The organism is Alteromonas halophila (genome assembly GCF_014651815.1).
Lineage (GTDB): Bacteria > Pseudomonadota > Gammaproteobacteria > Enterobacterales > Alteromonadaceae > Alteromonas > Alteromonas halophila.
The window spans coordinates 79033-98007 of sequence record NZ_BMXP01000001.1 but is presented as its reverse complement, the minus strand read 5'-3'; the positions used below and the strand labels follow the sequence as shown (position 1 = coordinate 98007).

General features: G+C 51.3%; 20 protein-coding genes. 7 read left to right on the top strand and 13 right to left on the bottom strand.

Going from position 1 to position 18975, the window contains the following annotated elements; translation table 11 throughout:
• Positions 1-52 precede the first annotated feature (52 nt).
• From rseP to rpsB, 8 genes are all read right to left on the bottom strand, one after another.
• Positions 53-1405, bottom strand: coding sequence for a sigma E protease regulator RseP (rseP, locus tag IE054_RS00480; protein WP_189403129.1), 1353 nt, complete (start codon positions 1403-1405; stop codon positions 53-55).
• Complete coding sequence (gene ispC, locus IE054_RS00475) at positions 1399-2586, bottom strand: 1-deoxy-D-xylulose-5-phosphate reductoisomerase (protein ID WP_189403128.1); 1188 nt, start codon at positions 2584-2586, stop codon at positions 1399-1401. Before ispC ends, rseP begins: the two co-directional genes overlap by 7 nt.
• Positions 2586-3449, bottom strand: a complete 864-nt coding sequence (locus IE054_RS00470; protein ID WP_189403127.1) for a phosphatidate cytidylyltransferase — start codon at positions 3447-3449, stop codon at positions 2586-2588. The genes ispC and IE054_RS00470 overlap by 1 nt, the downstream gene beginning before the upstream one ends.
• 54 nt (positions 3450-3503) lie before the next feature.
• Entirely contained in the window at positions 3504-4283 is a 780-nt protein-coding gene (gene uppS / locus IE054_RS00465; RefSeq protein ID WP_189403126.1) for a polyprenyl diphosphate synthase, read from the bottom strand.
• Between the two features lie 8 nt (positions 4284-4291).
• Positions 4292-4849 carry a ribosome recycling factor gene (gene frr, locus IE054_RS00460; RefSeq protein ID WP_189403125.1) on the bottom strand — a complete coding sequence of 186 codons (558 nt, stop codon included), beginning with the start codon at positions 4847-4849 and terminating at the stop codon, positions 4292-4294.
• Between the two features lie 33 nt (positions 4850-4882).
• Complete coding sequence (gene pyrH / locus IE054_RS00455; RefSeq protein WP_189403124.1) at positions 4883-5614, bottom strand: UMP kinase; 732 nt, start codon at positions 5612-5614, stop codon at positions 4883-4885.
• A 209-nt stretch (positions 5615-5823) separates the two neighbouring features.
• Positions 5824-6696 (bottom strand): translation elongation factor Ts, encoded by an 873-nt coding sequence (gene tsf, locus IE054_RS00450; protein WP_189403123.1) that lies wholly within the window; start codon positions 6694-6696, stop codon positions 5824-5826.
• Positions 6697-6817: 121 nt separating this feature from the next.
• The gene (gene rpsB, locus IE054_RS00445) at positions 6818-7549 is read right to left on the bottom strand and encodes a 30S ribosomal protein S2 (protein ID WP_189403122.1); all 732 of its coding nucleotides are present in this window, start codon (positions 7547-7549) and stop codon (positions 6818-6820) included.
• Between the two features lie 484 nt (positions 7550-8033).
• Between rpsB and map the strand changes: the two genes are divergently transcribed.
• From map to dapD, 3 genes are all read left to right on the top strand, one after another.
• Positions 8034-8828: a type I methionyl aminopeptidase gene (gene map, locus IE054_RS00440; protein ID WP_189403121.1), complete on the top strand. Its 795-nt coding sequence runs from the start codon at positions 8034-8036 to the stop codon at positions 8826-8828.
• Positions 8829-8992: 164 nt separating this feature from the next.
• Positions 8993-11641 carry a [protein-PII] uridylyltransferase gene (gene glnD, locus IE054_RS00435; RefSeq protein ID WP_189403120.1) on the top strand — a complete coding sequence of 883 codons (2649 nt, stop codon included), beginning with the start codon at positions 8993-8995 and terminating at the stop codon, positions 11639-11641.
• The gene (gene dapD / locus IE054_RS00430) at positions 11638-12462 is read left to right on the top strand and encodes a 2,3,4,5-tetrahydropyridine-2,6-dicarboxylate N-succinyltransferase (RefSeq protein ID WP_189403119.1); all 825 of its coding nucleotides are present in this window, start codon (positions 11638-11640) and stop codon (positions 12460-12462) included. Before glnD ends, dapD begins: the two co-directional genes overlap by 4 nt.
• 104 nt (positions 12463-12566) lie before the next feature.
• On the opposite strand, the gene IE054_RS00425 is transcribed toward dapD, so the two are convergent.
• From IE054_RS00425 to IE054_RS00415, 3 genes are read right to left on the bottom strand one after another with little or no spacing between them, the layout of a single operon-like run.
• Positions 12567-13013: a flavodoxin gene (locus IE054_RS00425; protein ID WP_189403118.1), complete on the bottom strand. Its 447-nt coding sequence runs from the start codon at positions 13011-13013 to the stop codon at positions 12567-12569.
• 22 nt (positions 13014-13035) lie between these two features.
• On the bottom strand, positions 13036-13764 hold the full coding sequence (locus IE054_RS00420; protein ID WP_189403117.1) for a pseudouridine synthase: 729 nt from the start codon (positions 13762-13764) through the stop codon (positions 13036-13038).
• Entirely contained in the window at positions 13761-14078 is a 318-nt protein-coding gene (locus tag IE054_RS00415) for a YqcC family protein (RefSeq protein ID WP_229804953.1), read from the bottom strand. Before IE054_RS00415 ends, IE054_RS00420 begins: the two co-directional genes overlap by 4 nt.
• A 124-nt stretch (positions 14079-14202) precedes the next feature.
• Between IE054_RS00415 and IE054_RS00410 the strand changes: the two genes are divergently transcribed.
• The 4 genes from IE054_RS00410 to IE054_RS00395 all read left to right on the top strand — a co-directional run bounded on the left by IE054_RS00410 (position 14203) and on the right by IE054_RS00395 (position 17248).
• Positions 14203-15252, top strand: a complete 1050-nt coding sequence (locus tag IE054_RS00410; RefSeq protein ID WP_189403115.1) for a DUF3549 family protein — start codon at positions 14203-14205, stop codon at positions 15250-15252.
• Positions 15249-15569: a DUF3301 domain-containing protein gene (locus IE054_RS00405; protein ID WP_189403114.1), complete on the top strand. Its 321-nt coding sequence runs from the start codon at positions 15249-15251 to the stop codon at positions 15567-15569. Before IE054_RS00410 ends, IE054_RS00405 begins: the two co-directional genes overlap by 4 nt.
• Before the next feature lie 91 nt (positions 15570-15660).
• The gene (locus IE054_RS00400; RefSeq protein WP_189403113.1) at positions 15661-16038 is read left to right on the top strand and encodes an STAS/SEC14 domain-containing protein; all 378 of its coding nucleotides are present in this window, start codon (positions 15661-15663) and stop codon (positions 16036-16038) included.
• An 808-nt stretch (positions 16039-16846) separates the two neighbouring features.
• The gene (locus tag IE054_RS00395) at positions 16847-17248 is read left to right on the top strand and encodes an energy transducer TonB (RefSeq protein ID WP_189403112.1); all 402 of its coding nucleotides are present in this window, start codon (positions 16847-16849) and stop codon (positions 17246-17248) included.
• A 230-nt stretch (positions 17249-17478) separates the two neighbouring features.
• On the opposite strand, the gene IE054_RS00390 is transcribed toward IE054_RS00395, so the two are convergent.
• Positions 17479-18357, bottom strand: coding sequence for a hypothetical protein (locus IE054_RS00390; protein WP_189403111.1), 879 nt, complete (start codon positions 18355-18357; stop codon positions 17479-17481).
• Positions 18358-18516: 159 nt separating this feature from the next.
• Complete coding sequence (locus IE054_RS00385; RefSeq protein WP_189403110.1) at positions 18517-18783, bottom strand: DksA/TraR family C4-type zinc finger protein; 267 nt, start codon at positions 18781-18783, stop codon at positions 18517-18519.
• Positions 18784-18975: the final 192 nt, after the last annotated feature.

The following is an 18975-nucleotide window of genomic DNA, read 5'->3' as shown; positions in this document are numbered from 1 at the left end:
TTCTTCTTTTCCTGGCCGCGTTTTTGTTAGCTTGATTGGTGTCGCCCTTATCTTAACTGATGCGGGCGATATCATTTATAATGGCGATGCTCATTATGGTAAATAACAGCACCCCCCCTATTCTAAAACCCCATTCCTGGACGGCTTCGGGAACCGGCTTGCCGGTAATCCATTCCACGGTGAAATACATCAGATGACCGCCATCCAGCATGGGCAATGGCAGAAGGTTGATAATGCCAAGGTTCACACTGATCAGGGCAAGGAAACTGAGGAAATATGCCAGTCCATAGCCAGCACTGACCCCTGCTCCCTGTGCGATAGAAATCGGGCCGCTCAGGTTTTTTACTGACACATCACCTGTTAGCAGCTTACCTATCATTTCCACGCTAAGTGTCATCAGACGCCACGTTTTATCTGCTGCCCGACTTATGGACTCAATAGGTCCATACTGGTGTGTAAAGACATAGCCATCAGGCCATTCTTCAAATTCCGGGCTCACACCAAGGTAGCCTTGTTGGCCCTGTGATGATTCACGGCGGGCAATGTTGGCATTAATCGTCCGGGTCTGTCCATCCCTATTTACGCGGATATCCACGGCCTCTCCGGGGTTGCTGGCGATTCGTTCCACCAGCGCTGACCAGTTTTTTACAGGCTCATCATTGATATGCGTTATCGTATCACCCACTGCCAGCCCCGCTTTCTGAGCCGGTGAATCCTCACCCACCAACGCCAGCGTCAGGGTGGCATCGGGCCGAAATGGCGTCATTCCCAAACTGTTAAGGGGAGACTCTTTATCCGGGTCAAAGTTCCAGTCAGAGGTAGATAAAAGTAACGTTCGCGATGTCCCCTGCTGATCGACAATGGTGACCGGGGTTTCAGACTTACCGATATAGGATACCAGCTCCAGGTTGACGGCCTCCCAGTCAGGAGTCGCACGTTCGCCAACCGCAGTAATTTCATCACCGGCATTCAGCCCTGCCTGGGCCACAATGCTGTCAGGCTCAACGGTTTTAACCACTGGCTTTACGGTCTGCAAGCCGACCAGAAACATAAGATAAAGCGCCGCAATAGCAAACAAAAAGTTCACCCCAGGGCCAGCTGCTATAATCGCCATTCGCTGCAATACGGGCTTGTTATTAAAGGCCTTATTTTCCATGCCTGGCGGGATCTCATCGACCCGGCCGTCCAGCATGCGTACATAGCCGCCCAGAGGAATGGCGGCAATCACGTATTCCGTGCCACGCTGGCTTTTACGACGCCATAATGGCTTACCAAAGCCAATGGAAAAGCGTTCGACATGAACGCCACACCGGCGCGCCACATAGAAGTGTCCCCACTCATGTACGGCGACCAGTATCCCCAGCGCAACGATAAATGCGCCCAGGCTCCAAATAAAACTCAGCACGATGACAACCCTCTGACAATATGATTCGCAACTTCGCGGGCACTGCTGTCCTGCTCCAGAATGTGTTGGAGTGATGAAACGCTGAGAGGTTCCAGACGATTTAAGGTTTCTTCATTGACGCTGGCAATATCGGTAAAGCGTATCTGTCCGTTCAGGAAAGCCCCCACCGCAACTTCATTCGCTGCATTTAAGCGTGTTGTCGCCGCCTGACCTTCACGGCAGGCATCTATGGCCAGTTGCAGGTTGGGATAGCGCTGCTGACAGGGCGTTGAAAATTCCAGCGAGGTCAGCGTGGCAAAATCCAGCGGCGCCACCCCCGCCTCAATGCGCTGCGGGTAGGCCAGACCATAGGCGATAGGGGTACGCATATCCGGCTCACCGAGTTGTGCGATCACCGAGCCATCCGTGTACTGAACCATGGAATGAATAGTACTTTGTGGGTGCAGTACAACCGTGATGTCATCAGGCTGCACGCCGAACAGCCAGCAGGCTTCGATAAATTCCAGCCCTTTGTTCATCATGGTCGCCGAATCAACGGTGATTTTACGTCCCATTGACCAGTTCGGGTGGTAACAGGCTTCGTCAATCGTAATGGCGTCAAAGGTATCCAGCGCCCGGGTACGAAACGGCCCCCCAGAGCCGGTCAGCAAAATTTGCGTCACGCCACTGTCGGCCAGACGCCCATAGGCATAGTCTCGCGGCAGACACTGGAAAATAGCATTGTGTTCACTGTCGATAGGCAGGATAGTTGCACCAGACTGATTCGCGGCATCAACCAGTAGCGAGCCTGACATAACCAGTGCTTCTTTATTAGCAAGTAATACACGTTTGCCAGAGCGCACCGCTGCGAGCGTCGGCAGTAAGCCGGCTGCGCCAACAATGGCAGCCATCACGATATCTACTTCACTGGCACTGGCGACGTCTTCCAGAGCGCTCGCGCCACACAGAATATCGGCCGTAATGCCCATCTCTTCGGCCAGCGTTTTGGCCTTTTGGTAGTGGGATTCATCGGCCAGCACCACGTAACGGGGCATACAGACCTTGGCCTGCTGCATTAACGTTTCAACGCGCTGATGACCGGTCAGGGCGAACACCCGGTACCGCTGTGGGTGACGGGCAACAACATCCAGTGTACTACAGCCAATAGAGCCAGTGGCCCCGAGGATCGTAACGGTCTGCATTATGCCATCCAAATCACATAGCAGAAGGCAAACACCGGAAAGGCGGCAGTAAGACTGTCAATTCGATCCAGCACGCCGCCGTGCCCTGGCAGAATTCGGCCACTGTCTTTAATGCCGGCACAACGTTTGAGCATACTTTCATTAAGATCACCCAGCGCCGAGACAGCCACTGTAACCCCACCAATAATAAGATGTAACCAGATTCGGGACGGTTCAACCTGATAGTGCAATGCCGCAAAGGCAATAATTGCCAGCGATGCCATCACGCCGCCCAGCAAGCCTTCCAGCGTTTTTCCCGGTGACACTTCGGGCCGCAACTTATGCCGGCCGAACTTCACGCCGACAAAGAACGCTCCGATATCCGCTGCCCAGACTATCCCAAGCACATAAAAGATGAGTGAAGCGCCATAAAACGGATCGACATCATACAAACTGGTGCGCAGCGCTGTGATAGCGACCCAGGTGGGTATCAGGGTAAGAAAGCCAAAGGTAGTACGGACGCTGCGGCTGTTGCGCCATAGTGACGTATAGCGAGGGTAAGCAATAATCATGGCCAGAGACAGCAGCCACCAGGCAACGGCGAGCCCCAGAATCAGGCGATACAATAAATGTAACTGGCCCTGATACCAAATGGCCTGTTCGTCGACGATAAGCGACAGCAGGCTACAAATACTAAACGCAGCCAGCGCGAATAAGGCTTTTTTGGGCCGTTCGCAGATGCCGGAGAGATTGGCCCATTCGTAAGCACCTATCGCCACCACACCGGCAATGGTAATTTCAAACCAGAAAATAGGGAGAAACAAAATGGCAATCAGCGCCAGCGGTGCGAGGATCAGCGCGGTAATAATTCGTTCTTTTAGCATAATCGGCTTTCGGCTCCTGTTTTCAGGCTCCGCCTGTTGCCCGGGATCATCCTGTTAGTTCCCAGCGGATGCCACTTGTTCGCCGGTAAGCCCGAATCGGCGCTGGCGCACATTGTAGTCGTCCACAGCCTGCTGAAACACATCTTCATTAAAATCAGGCCATAGCACATCAGTAAAAAATAACTCGGCGTAAGCACATTGCCACAACAGAAAATTGCTGATTCTGTGCTCGCCACCGGTACGGATCAATAAATCCAGTTCTGGCAGGGCGGCGGTAGACGTAAACTGGTTAAACGTTGCTTCATCAATATTGTCGACTGACAGCTTACCCTGAGAGACTTCGTCAGCCAGCGACTTCGCCGCATTAACAATATCCCAGCGACCACCATAGTTTGCCGCAATATTCAGTACCAGCGCGTCATTATCTGCGGTCATGGCTTCAGCTTTACGGATCTTCTCAACCAGCTTGGTGTCGAAGGCGTCAAGATCGCCAATCACTTTCAGCCTTACGCCGTTTTTATTCAACCGCTTAGCTTCGTTGTTGAGCACCAGATTGAATAGATCCATCAATACACTGACTTCTTCTTCCGGACGCTTCCAGTTTTCGCTGGAAAACGCAAATAAGGTCAGCGACTCAATCCCCGCTTTACGCGCAAAGCGGACCACCGCGCGCACCGATTCCACGCCGGCGCGATGACCAAACGTGCGTAGCTTGCCTTTCTTTTGTGCCCAGCGTCCGTTACCATCCATAATAATGGCAACATGACGAGGGCCCGCAGTCTCACCTGCTACGTTGACTGTGTCGTTTTTTATCGGTGACCGCTTGCCTATCATTGCTTTGCTTAAACTTCCATCAGCTCTTTTTCTTTGTCGGCCAGCACGGCATCGACTTGCTTGATGCAACCGTCGGTCAGCGTCTGGATATTTTCCTCAGCTGCGCGGCATTCATCTTCACTGATTTCTTTTTCTTTGAGCAATTCTTTAACGTCGCTGTTCGCATCCCGGCGAATGTTGCGGATCGCAACACGGCCTTGCTCGGCATCGTTTCTTACCACGCGGATAAGATCTTTACGGCGCTCCTCAGTCAGAGGCGGTAAAGGAATTCGGATGGCACCACCCGCACTCATTGGGTTTAGTCCCAGATTGGCCTGCATGATCGCCTTTTCAACAGCCTGGATGGCACTTTTATCAAACACCGTCAGCGCCAGCGTGCGGCTATCTTCGGCCACGACGTTGGCGACCTGCTTCAGCGGCGTGTCGACACCGTAATAAGGCACCATGATACCGTCCAGAAGACTGGGGTGAGCGCGGCCTGTATGAATTTTACTTAACTGGCTCTTCAGTGCGCTGATGCTTTTTTCCATACGCTCTTGCGCATCTTTTTCTATCTCATCAATCACAGTTTATTTCCTATTTGGCTTTAGCTAATTGGTTTACTCGGCGCTGTCTATCAGCGTGCCTTCTTTTTCGCCCATAACAACGCGTTTCAGGCACCCAGGCTCGTTCATATTAAACACCCGAATTGGCAATCCGTGATCACGGGCCAGCGTAAAGGCAGACAAGTCCATGACCTTCAGTTCTTTCTCCAGCACTTCCTGATAGCTCAGGTGATCATACAGGGTCGCGTCGGGGTTTTTAACCGGGTCATCACTGTATACGCCATCTACCTTAGTGGCTTTAAGCACAGCATCAGCTTCGATTTCGATACCACGCAGACAGGCGGCCGAATCCGTAGTAAAAAACGGATTGCCGGTCCCGGCAGAAAAGATAACCACACGCCCTGATTTAAGCAAACTGATGGCTTCTGCCCAGTTGTACGCATCACACACGCCATTCAGCGGAATAGCTGACATCATGCGTGCATTGACAAATGCGCGGTGCAGGGCGTCGCGCATGGCCAGGCCATTCATGACAGTGGCCAGCATACCCATATGGTCACCGACCACACGATTCATACCGGCTTTCGCCAGACCTTCACCACGGAATAAGTTACCACCACCAATAACCAGTCCAACCTGAACGCCCAGCTCTACCAGCTCTTTGATTTCCTGCGCCATGCGATCGAGGACTTTAGGGTCGATACCGAACCCTTCTTTTCCCATCAGGGCTTCACCGCTAAGTTTTAACAGTATGCGACGGTATGCTGATTTCGGTGTGATACTCATTGTTAGATATGTCCTCGTGACTCGGCTTGTCGCAAATTTTTCAAAAAACCTGCCGTTTCATAAAAAGTTTGTGACAAACCGATTCGCCGTTTAACTTTAGGCAGGAAAAGCGTGTACTTATTTTGCCGCTTCCCCTATAAAAAAGCACCCCCGAAGAGGTGCTCGTAGTGTATCTGACAATCGCTACGTGCAAAAGTCAAACGGCGTATTTATTTCTTTGCCGCTTCCATTTGCGCTGCAACTTCCGCAGCAAAGTCTTCTGTCTTTTTCTCGATACCTTCACCGACTTCGAAACGTACGAAGTTGATCACGTCCGCACCGTTGTTGCTCAGCAACTCAGACACGTTCATTGAAGGATCTTTGACGAAAGGCTGACCTGTCAGGCTGACTTCGCCGGTGAATTTCTTCATGCGGCCAGCAACCATTTTTTCTGCAATTTCAGCAGGCTTGCCAGACTGCATTGCGATTTCGATCTGGATAGACTTCTCTTTCTCAACCACTTCTTCTGGTACGTTTTCAGGTTTAACGTACTGTGGGTTGGCTGCCGCAACATGCATGGCAACGTCTTTCGCCAGGTCTTCGTCACCGCCTTCAAGGATAGAGATAACGCCAATACGGCCACCGTGGACATACGCGCCCAGGTTGTCACCTTCAACGTTGATAACACGACGTGGACCGATGTTTTCACCGATTTTAGCTACCAGCGCTTCGCGAACTTCAGACACTTTCTCGCCATTCAGTTCAGCGTCATTCAGGCTGTCTACGTCGTTGATGTTCTTTTCTGCTGCCAGGTCCAGAAGCTCATTACCAAACTTCAGGAAGCTGTCATCGCGTGCCACGAAGTCAGTTTCGCAGTTCAGCTCAAGCATGGTTGCGCGACCATTGGCAACTTTAGTCAGGATCACACCTTCAGCGGCGATACGACCTGCTTTCTTAGCGGCTTTAGCCTGACCAGATTTGCGCATATTTTCGATGGCTTTTTCGATATCACCATCGGTTTCAACCAGCGCCTTTTTACAGTCCAGCATGCCGGCGCCTGTGCGCTCACGCAGTTCTTTTACTAGTGCTGCAGTCACTGCCATTTTTCAATTCCTCAGCATTTAAATATTCAATGGATAAGAGGGTCTGAACAGACCCTCTTTTATTAACGTGCGTAGTTTACCCCTGCCACATGTGAATATGATGACAGGGACGAGGGAGACATTACTCCGCCGTTTCTACGAAGTCGTCTTGCTCTGCTTGCGCTTCCAGGTTGCTGTCGCGTCCCTGGTTAACTGCGTTAGCAGCGGCTTCCAGATACAGTTGTACGGCACGGATAGCGTCATCGTTACCAGGGATGATGTAGTCAACACCATCTGGATCAGAGTTAGTATCAACAACACCAACTACCGGGATACCCAGGTTACGTGCTTCAGTTACCGCGATATGTTCGTGGTCTGCGTCAACAACGAAGATAGCATCAGGCAGGCCGCCCATGTTTTTGATACCACCTAAGCTGTTTTCCAGCTTGTCCATTTCACGTTGCAGCATCAGCGCTTCTTTCTTGGTCAGCTTTTCGAACGTTCCGTCCTGGCTTTGCTGTTCCAGATCTTTCAGGCGCTTGATTGACTGACGAACCGTTTTCCAGTTGGTCAGCATACCGCCCAACCAGCGCTTATTGACGTAGAACTGGTCACACTTAACCGCCGCTTCTTTCACTGCTTCGCCTGCAGCACGCTTGGTGCCAACGAACAGGATTTTGCCTTTCTTCGCAGCAACGCCAGACATATAGCTCAGCGCTTCGTTGAATAAAGGAACGGTTTTTTCAAGGTTGATGATGTGAACTTTGTTACGCGCGCCAAAGATGTAAGGCTTCATCTTTGGGTTCCAGTAACGGGTTTGGTGACCGAAATGCACGCCGGCTTTCAGCATGTCACGCATAGAAACATTTGCCATTTTAATTTTCCTCTTGGGGTTAGGCCTCCATACACCCCACGTATCGATCCGACCTGATTGTCAGACACCCCGATACCCGGTGTTGGTGTATGTGTGTTATTTACTTCAGTTAATGTTTTTGCCCCACCATTGGCGACACGATGGTCTTCCCATCCGGTGAAGCGCGCGCTTTATACCATGCACGGCAGCCAAACTCAAGTTTTTGCGTTGGTTTGCGAACGGCGATACACGCCTCATCAGACCGTGCCTGTTTCCGTGGTGTGGCCTCGATCACACACTGAACGTTACCCGTAATCAGGAGGGGCTGACATCAAGCAACCGGCGGCGCTTAACGCGCGCTGACTATACACAGGCGCTCAGAGCCGTTAACATAGCGCAATGCTAACCCGCTTTATGATAAGTGCATCTAATAGGTGTCAGCGGGATTAACGAATTTTCACTATTCACTTTTCACCTTTTCACCTTTTCACGAATCGAGGATCCAGTGGCAGCAATAATCAAAACCGCTGAAGAAATTGAAAAAATGCGCGTCGCCGGCCGACTTGCCGCCGATGTCCTGAATATGATCACTCCGCATGTCAAAAAAGGGGTGACCACCGATGAACTGAACACCCTGTGTCATGATTATATCGTGAACGAACAGGGTGCTATTCCGGCGCCGCTGAATTATGGCAACCCGCCGTTTCCTAAATCGGTATGTACGTCGGTCAACCATTGTATTTGTCACGGCATCCCGTCTGACAAAAAACTTAAAGATGGCGATATCATTAATATCGACGTCACGGTCATTAAAGACGGCTATCACGGCGATACATCCAAGATGTTTGTCGTCGGTAAGCCCTCGATTCTGGCAGAGCGGTTGATAAACGTTACTCAGGAATGCCTGTATAACGCGATTAAGTCCGTCAAGCCGGGCACACGGCTTGGGGATATTGGTCATATCTGCCAAACCCATGCGGAAAAGCATAATTATTCAGTAGTGCGTGAATTTTGTGGTCACGGTATCGGTGCCAGCTTCCACGAAGAGCCGCAGGTTGTTCACTACGGTCGGCCAGGCACCGGTGAAGTCCTTGAAGCCGGTATGTGCTTTACCATTGAACCTATGGTCAACGCCGGCAAGCGTTTTTCTAAAATCCTGCCTGACCAGTGGACTGTCGTCACTAAAGACCGCAGCCTCAGCGCACAGTGGGAACACACCTTGCTGGTAACTGAAACCGGCGTCGAAGTACTTACCCTGCGTGATGAGGAAGATTTACCCCGGGTAATGGATAACCGTTAAGTCTGATCATACCGCGCCTGCTCGCTCCGACAGGCGCGCCCCTCCTAAATTATCTTATTTATTCAATTTTATTCTGATTTTATGCACGGCAGGCCACTTAACCTGTGCGCGCGAATCGTGCTATGGTGCAGGCGATTCTACGAAGTGACAGGACAGTGCATATCGTGACGTTGCAAAGCTTACTCAGCGACATTGAAACCCTTGATGACCCAACAGACATCGCAGCTATAAAAAACTGTGTCACTGCCAGCTATCAATGGCTGGATGACGCCTTTGACGCCAGTCCGGTCAACCAACTTGTCACCGGACGGGCGCAATTTGTTGATAGCCTGCTATGCCGTATCTGGGGGCTGTTTGGTCTGGAGGACATCAGCGATCTGGCCTTATGCGCCGTGGGCGGTTATGGTCGCGGCCATCTGCAGCCCTATTCAGATATCGACTTACTTATCGTCAGTAAACGTCCCATCGCCGCTGATGTGCAGGAAAAAGTCGGTCAGTTCATTACCCTGCTTTGGGATATCAAGCTGGATATTGGCCAGTCAGTGCGCACCATAAAAGAAACGGTCAAACTGGCAAAAGAGGATATCTCGATTGCCACGAATCTGGTGGAAAGTCGTTTACTGTGCGGCAGCGAGGCCGTCTTCAACAAACTTTGGGACGAGGTGAACGGTAAAAATTCCTGGAGCAGCCGCGACTTTTTCACGGCCAAATACGATGAGCAAAAAGCCCGTCACGCCAAATTCAATGGTACCGCCTACAACCTTGAGCCCAATATCAAGGAAAACCCGGGGTGCTTACGTGATATTCAGTCCATTGGCTGGGTAGCGAAAAAGCATTTCCGGGAATATGACGGCTGGAACCTGGTTGGGCATGGTTACTTCACCGAACTGGAACACAGTGAATTGATCACCTGCCGCATGCATCTGTGGAAAATGCGCTGTGCACTACACCTGGTCGCCGGTCGCAGTGAAAACCGCCTGTTGTTTGATTATCAGCCCGATGTGGCTGAGAAAATGGGCTACGGTCGCGAAGGAAAGCCTGCGGTAGAAAAAATGATGCGTGACTTCTTCCGCACTGTGCGACGGGTGTCGGAACTAAATCAGATGCTGCTGCAGCGCTTTCGCTATGACATGCTGAATCAGTCCGTGCAGAGCACCGTTGTGATTAACGACGACTTTGAATTACATGATGGCATGATTTGTCCACGCCATGCCAATGTCTTCCCGTCACCGGAGGCCATTCTTGACTTTTTAGCCGTGGTTGCCGATACGCCACGGGTCGAAGGACTGGAAACCGACTGTATTCGTCAGTTACGTGACGCCCACCGTCAGTTTGAAAATGAATATTTTGTGCAGCGTGAGGCATGCCGAACTCGTTTAATGGCGTTGTTCAGAAACCCGGCGTTTTTCGATTTCGCCTGGGACATTATGCATCAGTATGGCATTTTTCAGGCTTACCTCCCGGAATGGGACGCCATTGTTGGCATGATGCAGTTTGACTTATTTCATGCCTATACCGTGGATGAACATACGCACCGGCTGGTCAAGCACGTCAACCGGTACTTTAACAACGAGCGTGAGTTTCCGCGGTGCAGCCGCATCTGCCGGAACCTGGATAAACCCGAGCTACTTTACATCGCCGCCATTTTTCATGACATTGCCAAAGGCCGCGATGGCGATCATTCCAAACTCGGTGCCGTAGATGTCGACAAATTTTGCCTGCAGCATGACATTGCTGGCAGCGATGCGGCGCTTATCCGCTGGCTGGTTGAGCATCACCTGCTAATGTCGGTGGTGGCCCAGCGCCGTGATATTTATGACCCCGATGTCATTAATGAATTTGCCAGTGCCGTGCGCAGTCATACTCACCTGAATTTGCTGTACGCACTGACGCTGGCCGACATTCGTGCCACCAACGACAACCTGTGGAATGACTGGAAAGCCTCGTTATTGCGTGAACTGTATCTGATGACGCAAAAGGCGCTGGATAATGGCATGCAGTGTCAGGAGACGTTAAGCGAGCGGGTCGATACCCATAAACATCTGGCACGTCAGCTTCTGACAGCCCGCGACCTGAACATGGAGGAAATCGATACCTTGTGGGCGCGCATGGATGACGACTATTTCGTGCGCTTTAAGCCAATACAGATCGCCTGGCACAGTGAGGAAATTCTGATCGCCCAGAAAGAATGGATGACGGTGGATGATACCCGTTTGCTGGTTAAAGCAAACGACAACAGTGCCAAGGGAGGCACCGAGATCCTGATCTACGGCAAAGATCGTAAGGCCCTGTTTGCGCAGGTTGCGTCGGTACTTGACAGCCGCAACTGTTCTATTCACGATGCGCATATCACGGTCACCCGTGATGGCTATGTTTTCGACAGCCTGCTGGTGCTGGAAAATGATGGCACCCGACTTTCCTCTGAATCGCGCATCCGGTCGCTGGAAAAGGCCATTTATGAACAACTGGAAAAGCCCGGCCGTTCGCATGACAATCACCGTAAGCTGCCCAGACAGATGCGGCAACTGGACGTGCCAACCAAAGTCCGCTTTTTCAGCGCAGGTGACGACGCCACACTGGTAGAATTAGAAGCGCTGGATGCACCGGGTATTCTGGCTAAAATTGGCCATGCTTTTGTGGACATGCGTGCCACCCTGAAACTGGCCAAAATCGCCACCATTGGTGAACGGGCTGAAGATATTTTTATTGTCTGTAATGAAGACGGTGATGCGCTGACAACAGAGCAACAAGTTGCCCTGAAAAAGCAAATTTTATTTAAACTCGACCAACTTGAAGATATTTCAATACCATGACTGAATTAAAATCCATTATTGAAGACGCATTTGAAAACCGCGACAACCTGAGCCCGTCCAGTGCGCCGGAGGAAGTACGTAATGCCGTAGCCTCTGCCATTGAGCAACTGAACACCGGCAAGGCCCGGGTTGCAGAAAAAATTGCCGGAGAGTGGGTCGTCCATCAATGGCTGAAAAAGGCCGTACTGCTGTTCTTCCGTCTGCACAATAATGACGTCATTGAAGGCGCAGAAAGCCGGTATTTTGACAAAGTACCCCTGAAATACAGTAACTATACCCGTGAGCAGTTTGTTGCCGATGGCGCGCGTATCGTGCCGCCCGCGGCAGTAAGAACCGGTACCTTTATCGGTAACGATGCTGTTGTCATGCCCTCTTATGTAAACATTGGGGCTTACGTTGGCGAAGGCTCAATGGTGGATACCTGGGCAACCGTTGGCTCCTGCGCGCAAATTGGTAAGAACGTTCACCTCTCCGGCGGCGTAGGTATTGGCGGCGTGTTAGAACCGCTACAGGCCAATCCCACTATTATTGAAGATAACTGCTTTATCGGGGCACGTTCAGAAATTGTTGAAGGTGTGATTGTTGAGGAAGGCGCGGTGATCTCAATGGGCGTTTACATCGGCCAGAGCACCCGTATTTTCGACCGCGAAACCGGCGACATTTATTATGGTCGGGTACCGGCGGGATCGGTAGTTGTCCCCGGCAACCTGCCAGGCAAAGACGGTAATTACAGCCTGTACGCCGCCATCATTGTGAAAAAAGTTGATGCGAAAACCCGCGCCAAAGTAGGGATAAATGCCTTACTGCGTAGCGCTGAGTAATGGTGTAGCGACACGTAGTAATAGGTGCTGCCCGGGCACTGGCCGGGCACTGGCCGGGCAGCACTACTTAATCACGCTGTCGCACCTATTTTTTCCTGCGGACTTTACGCAAACAGCTTATCTTTAATGCTGTTCACCCACTTGATGACATCTTCTTCCGGCTCCAGCGTCTCAATGGCGTCGATCTCCAGCATGTCTGCGACCGGCTTGCCCTGAAGCTCAACAAGCAACTCATGAATTTGCCGGCCTGCCCCGCAAAAGGTTTCATAGCTGCTGTCACCTAAGGCCGCTACTGCAAATGGTTTGTCAGTCAGCATAGGAAACTCGTCTCGCAACTCAGAAATGGTCCATTCCAGATTCGGCGGTACATCACCCTGACCGGTGGTTGAAGTCACCACTAAAATGGCCTCGGCCTCACTGAAATCGGAAACCTCCGGATCAGTGTGCAAGGCCGTTTCATACCCCTGATCATCCAGGTTTTCTTTTACCTGCTCTGCGGCATGCTGTGCATTGCCGTACACCGAACCTGCGAATATAGATAGTGTCGTCATTAGTACCTCATTACGTAAATTGCTATGCCACTTTGTACGCTTGCCACCGGTCGAGCAGACCAGTCATCTGAGCATGGGCTGGCGCCGTGATGGTTGTCCATTTATCCGATAGCGGATGATAAAACCCCATGCGGGTACAACTTAAGGCCAGATTTGAAAAGTTAAATGTTTCACGAATAAATTTATTCTGTTTGCCGTCGCCATGGGTTGTGTCACCCACAATCGGATGGCGTAAATGCACCATATGACGGCGTAACTGATGCTTTCTGCCGGTAACCGGCTCCAGGCGCACCAGCGAATAGCGGGATGAGGCGTAGCGCCCGCTGGCAAAAGGCAGCTCAAAGCGGGCCAGCGATTGATACGCAGACACGGCTGGCTGCGGTGCCACTGGCCTGATGCGGTGGCGATCGGCAATTTTGTCGGCCTTATAGCGCAGCGCATAATCAATAATTCCACTGTGATGCACAAAACCCCGCACGATAGCGAGATAGGTTTTACTGAACGCTTTCTCCATCATTTGCTCGCCCATCGCCCGCGCCATCTCGCTACTGAAGGCAAAGAGCAATACACCGGCGGTTGGCTTATCCAGCCGATGTACCGGGTACACATGCCTGCCCACCTGATCACGCAGCATTTGCATGGCAAAGCGGGTTTCGTGGCGGTCAATGGGGCTGCGGTGTACCAGTAACCCTGGTGGTTTGGCAATCGCGATAAGATCATCGTCCTGATACAGCACACTTAGTGTGCTCATGCGTTGTTCGCCATCGCGTCGAGCTTGACTAGTACCGCAATAACTTCTTCAGCGCCCTGTTCAAGCTGCTGCGGCAAATAGACTTCTGCTGCCGGGGCAATCGCCATGGGTGGCAGCGGCTGGCCCTGTTCCACCAGCGCAGATAATTTCGGCAAAAAGATAAATTGCAGCCATTCGCAAAATGTCAGGGTATCGACAGCAAACGGGGCCTGACTGGCTAGTTGCGACGGGTGAGGAGAGATGGTCGCCCACTCACCCTGTTTTTTTAATTCTGCTTCAAGTTGTGCCAGTAACTGCTGCACCTGCTGACTCACGGTATTGCCTGCCCCCGCCATTGGATTAATTCGGCGGCGAGTATAACACACTCGCCGCGGTGATTGACTGTAACCTTGACCTGCAGACTGCTAAACTAGCGCCCTCTGAAGCTTGAGGTGATAAATGAGCGCAACGTCTATTGAATCAATCAGCGAATTTTTGCTGCATGCCGGTACTGACTTTCGAATTTTCGATATGGGCAGAGGGATTTATCCTGTAGAGACACAGGCCTTTCTCGACATGGAAAATGGCCAGCTTGCGCCGCCGCGCCCCAGACAGCAGCATGGCTGGTTTGCAGTGGTATTCTGGGATCGACAGGCAACCACGCAACATTACATCTGGTTTGTAAAGTTACCCGTTGACGAACGGGGGCTGATTGTCAGCGCCACCCGCAATCACTTCTTGCAGATTATTGTTGATGCGCTGGGGGAAAGCCTGACGGATGACAGTGACGGTGCGCAGCAACTGCCTGACAATCCTTACTCGTTTGTGCCCACTCAGGCGCAAATGGCACAGTTTAATGCGCTGGTGAGAAAACATCTTGCGCAACCCATGAGTCAGGGCACAGACGCCGTTCATCAATATCTGACAGCGCCTCAGCAACATGACTGGCAGTCTCTGCCGCTACAGGCGATTGCCGATGTCGCAGTGCGTCTGGATAAAACGCCTGAGCTGATTACCGCAGTGCGCGACAATTTTGAACAATACAGCCCTGACTTTCAGAATGCGCTGATGGAATATGTAGAAAGCATTGCGTTACCTGATGCGCTGGTAAACTGCTTTATGGCACGCGCTCAGGACCCCATGATTATTCACCTGTCGGCACTGCGCGCACTGACAACGACTCAGGCAGACCCGCAGTTGCAGGATATGCTGTCAGCACTGCTGGAGCGCGATGATCAGTTATCCATCGATGTGGTCAGCGTGATAGCCGGGCGTCACTATATGCAATTTGATACCGCACTGACGCTGAAGTTTTTTGACCGCGTTGCCTGGCTGGATGATAAACAACAACTTAACGGCGCGCTGTTTTCCGGCTTATTTTCTGACCTGGTACAGCTGCCCCCACTGCGTCCTACGATGCTGGGCATGCTGCGTAGCGAAGAACGCAGTGCTCGTCTTCAGGCCGCCATTGGCAAACTGTTTACGCAAACCCGGGAGCAGGCCCAATGACACTGGGTGAGTTAGTGTTGTGGCTGAGCATCGGCTTTGTGGTATTTCAGTTCTGGCGTGTTCGCAGTATCTCTGAAGCCGCGCACCTGTACTTACAACACTATTGTAAAACGCATCAGTTACAACTGCTGAGCCTGGCCCGCAAAACGACGCGGCTTACGCTGAAAACAGGAAAGCCTGACTGGTACAGTGAATTCATTTTTGAATTTTCCTCAAGCGGCGATGACCGCTATCAGGGGACATTGATCATGGCAGGTCGCTATGTCACAAAAACCGATGTGCCGGTACATCGCATTCAGCCTGACACAACGCACTGAGACTATATTCACTGAGCTGTGGATTCAGTACCGCATTAAATAATGGTATAGACTACACTTTTTGACATAGCAGACTAATCACGGAGAAAAAATGGCTGCCGGGCATGGTGTCTCACAGGTAGTATGTGACGGTGACATTATTCTGGTTACGCTAAGTGGTGCGTTTAACCAGGAAGGGATAGAGCTGTACGAACAAAAAGCCCGCGACGCCATTCGCGCAATGAAAGGCGAACCGTTTAAGATGTTAATTGATGACTCGGACGTAGAAGGCGGCACCCCTGAGGCGTATGCCGCACTCGATCGTTTCAATCAGTGGCAGAATACTCAACCGCTCAGGGCTAAGGCGTTTGTAGTGAAACAAACGCTATTGCAACGTATTCTGATGAAGCGCACACCTGCACTCAGCTCCCAAAACACTGCGTTCTTCACGTCAAAAAAGGACGCGCTTGCCTGGCTGAACGAGCAATAACAAACCGCCTGCGCCATAAAGAAAAAGCGGAAGTTTATCCACTTCCGCTTTCTGCTCGAAAAATGAGGCTCCTTCTCAGCGTTCCCTTGCACCTGCCTCCTTCCTGGAGACAGTCCTTTTCGGATGTTCCTTTTTCCCGCATTCCTATGCGGGCTGTTTGTCCTTAAACAGGTCCCTATCCTTTCCTTCCCTGTACCTGCATATCCTGATGCAGTGTTGCCACTCCTGGCCTGTCCCGCGCATTCCTCGCGCTGTCCCTGTCTTCCCTGAAACTATGCTCCGCATAGTCTGACCATCCTTGCACGTCCCTGCTCATCCTGAGCCACTCAGCGACCTTGCTGAAGTACCAGTCCGTGGTTCGTCCTTAGGATCCGTAAGTCTTCCTGACCCGTCGTGTTTCCTTGTGACGGTTATAATGTTAGTCCTATGGCGAGACTTTGCGACAAACAATTACATTAAATTCAGAATGTGATCCAAACGATCAGACGGCTAAAAATAAAAAGTTTATACTTTTCAGTCACTTTATACTTTAGTCTAAATATTTCGGGCAGCAGATACGCCAATCTTCCTACGCATTTGTACGAAATGTCTTACACGGAGTGAGGACGAATTGGGGGGCCCGATATTGCGAATCAAGATTAAAGCGCCAAGTAAGACGTAGGTTGCTTCATGCTGGGCCGCTATATGCTTAGTCGTTCGCGCCGCGGAAAGCCGCCTTCCTCTTCAGAGCAACCTGTATCATAGTCGTTAAACCTGATACGGTTATTCAGCATTCGCGCTTATAAAAAAACAGTTAAAGGATAATTTTATGAAAGGATATCTCACTGCCCTCGCTGCGATTCTTGCCACATCGGTGTTATCTGCGTGCTCAAGCTCATTCGAGCCGCTGAACATTTCTGATGAAGATGTTGTGAGGTATAAATCACGGTGCGGTTTTCATGAAAAGGAGTTTGACGAGGCCAGTATGGTCTCACCGCTTTCAAGAAAAGACCCCGGTTATCCCAGAAAGGCAGCAAGAAACGGTACCCAGGGTTATGCGAAAATGGAATTCGATATCTCTGAAAGTGGGAAACCTGTGAATATTAATGTTATTGAAGCGTACCCTCAGGATACCTTCGCAGCGGCTGCGGTGACATCACTAATGCGATGGCAATACCCTGCAGAGGCAACAGCCTGCCAGTCGGTAGAAATAGTGTTTCGGCTAAAATAAAACAGTCTTACCAAAGCCTGCATCCCGTAGCCAGTGGCGCATGATATCGTATTGGGAGCACGCATTGAGAAATCGTCTTAGGATGAGAATCGATCAACGAAGTGGCGCTATTTTACTATATTTGCTGGGTGACAATCTCAGCAGGAATGCCACAGGCATTTCAGGTGAGAGTAACCTGTATAACATGTTCTGACATACCTGCATAAAGGCCTGTCATGTCGCGTCGCAGCCTAGCGCTGCGGCGGGCTAAAAGAGGCTGCCGACTCGGTGGCGCCTTCAGACCAGCCACTGATGCTGAGATCGGACTCATCCAGTCCCCGGTTGATATCAATCCCCGTATACCACCATTCGTGCGCATCAATTTTTATTGGGCCCGCCACGCGCTCGAAAAAGTGTGTGGGCAGTGTAAACTCCCCAAGCTGGGTATAGGCCAGAAATGTCGTATCGACGTGCGCTCCCTTTGTAGATTCGAAACCTTCAAGGGTAATATGAAGCCGGAAAGTAAGGCGGGTTTCCTTATCGACCCACAGGGTAATGTGGTCGCGTTGTGAAAAGCCAATGCCCGGGGTTAGCTCACCGTTAATACGGTAGTAGCTACGCCCTTTCCATGTTTTATCTTCAAGCCGCTGCCAGCTATCGACCCGTTCAGACAAACCAAGCGGGCCGAGCGTGAACAGGTAAAACGCATCTGCGGTTAATGCAGTGGCCGCGTTTTTGCGACTGTCGTTTGTCTGCTCGCCGTTGTACGCGACGTTTACCTGCTCTGCACTACGGTATACCTGTTTTGTCCCTGCAGGCCCAGCATACAATGCCGCATAGATCCGGGGCGATACCAGAACGCGCTCCTCAGAACGCTGACGGTAGCCCTCGTCAGTGACGTCTGGCTGGATCTGTGTGATAAGAAAATGCCACTCACCATCAATGGCGACATTCACGTCCTGCAGACGCGTGAGGTAGTCTCCGCCGTGCCGGGAGAACGTGTCATTGAATATTGTCTGTGCGCTTAAACCATCAGCGTGCTCGGCCACGGCCTGTTCAAAGCGTGGCGAAGTCTGCGCACAGCCACCGAGCATAATAGCGAACGCGCAGATAAGGCCTGAAATCTTCATGTTACTGATACCCCGGAAACGTTATACCCTGACTTTATATGACAAAGTGACACAATAGATTGTGACGTTTTTTTAACGTTAGACAGGGAGAAAGAAGCCCGATGCGGGTGTCAGCGTGTTTTAGGTAAAGGGGACGCGTAAGTGAAAACGAACAACGTTTCAGCGTAACTGACTGTCTTTACTGCCACGCCGGTTAATCGCAGACTCGGTGGTCGCCTGCTTTTCTATTTCAGCCTGACAATTTATGCAGAGCTGTACGCCGGGAATAGCCTGGCGCCTTGCCTCTGGGATAGCCGCATCACACTCCTCGCAGAATTCTGCGCTGTCGCCTGCGGGGATCTGACGTTTAGCACGCGCCACCGCATCATCCACGCTTGCATCAATTTGTTCCTGTACTGCGCCGTCTTTTGCCCATCCACCCGCCATGAGTGCCTCCGTTAAATGCCGTGCGTGCACGGGGTATCATTAGTGTGCACCTTACCGATACCAGCCTCAATGCCATGGAAACCGTTTGATCACTAAATTACTACGTGCTTTGCATACGTTCAGACGTATCAGGGCGCATCAACGATCACTCACTGTGCTGCGCCGGGTTGCGATCATGCCTTTTCACGCTAT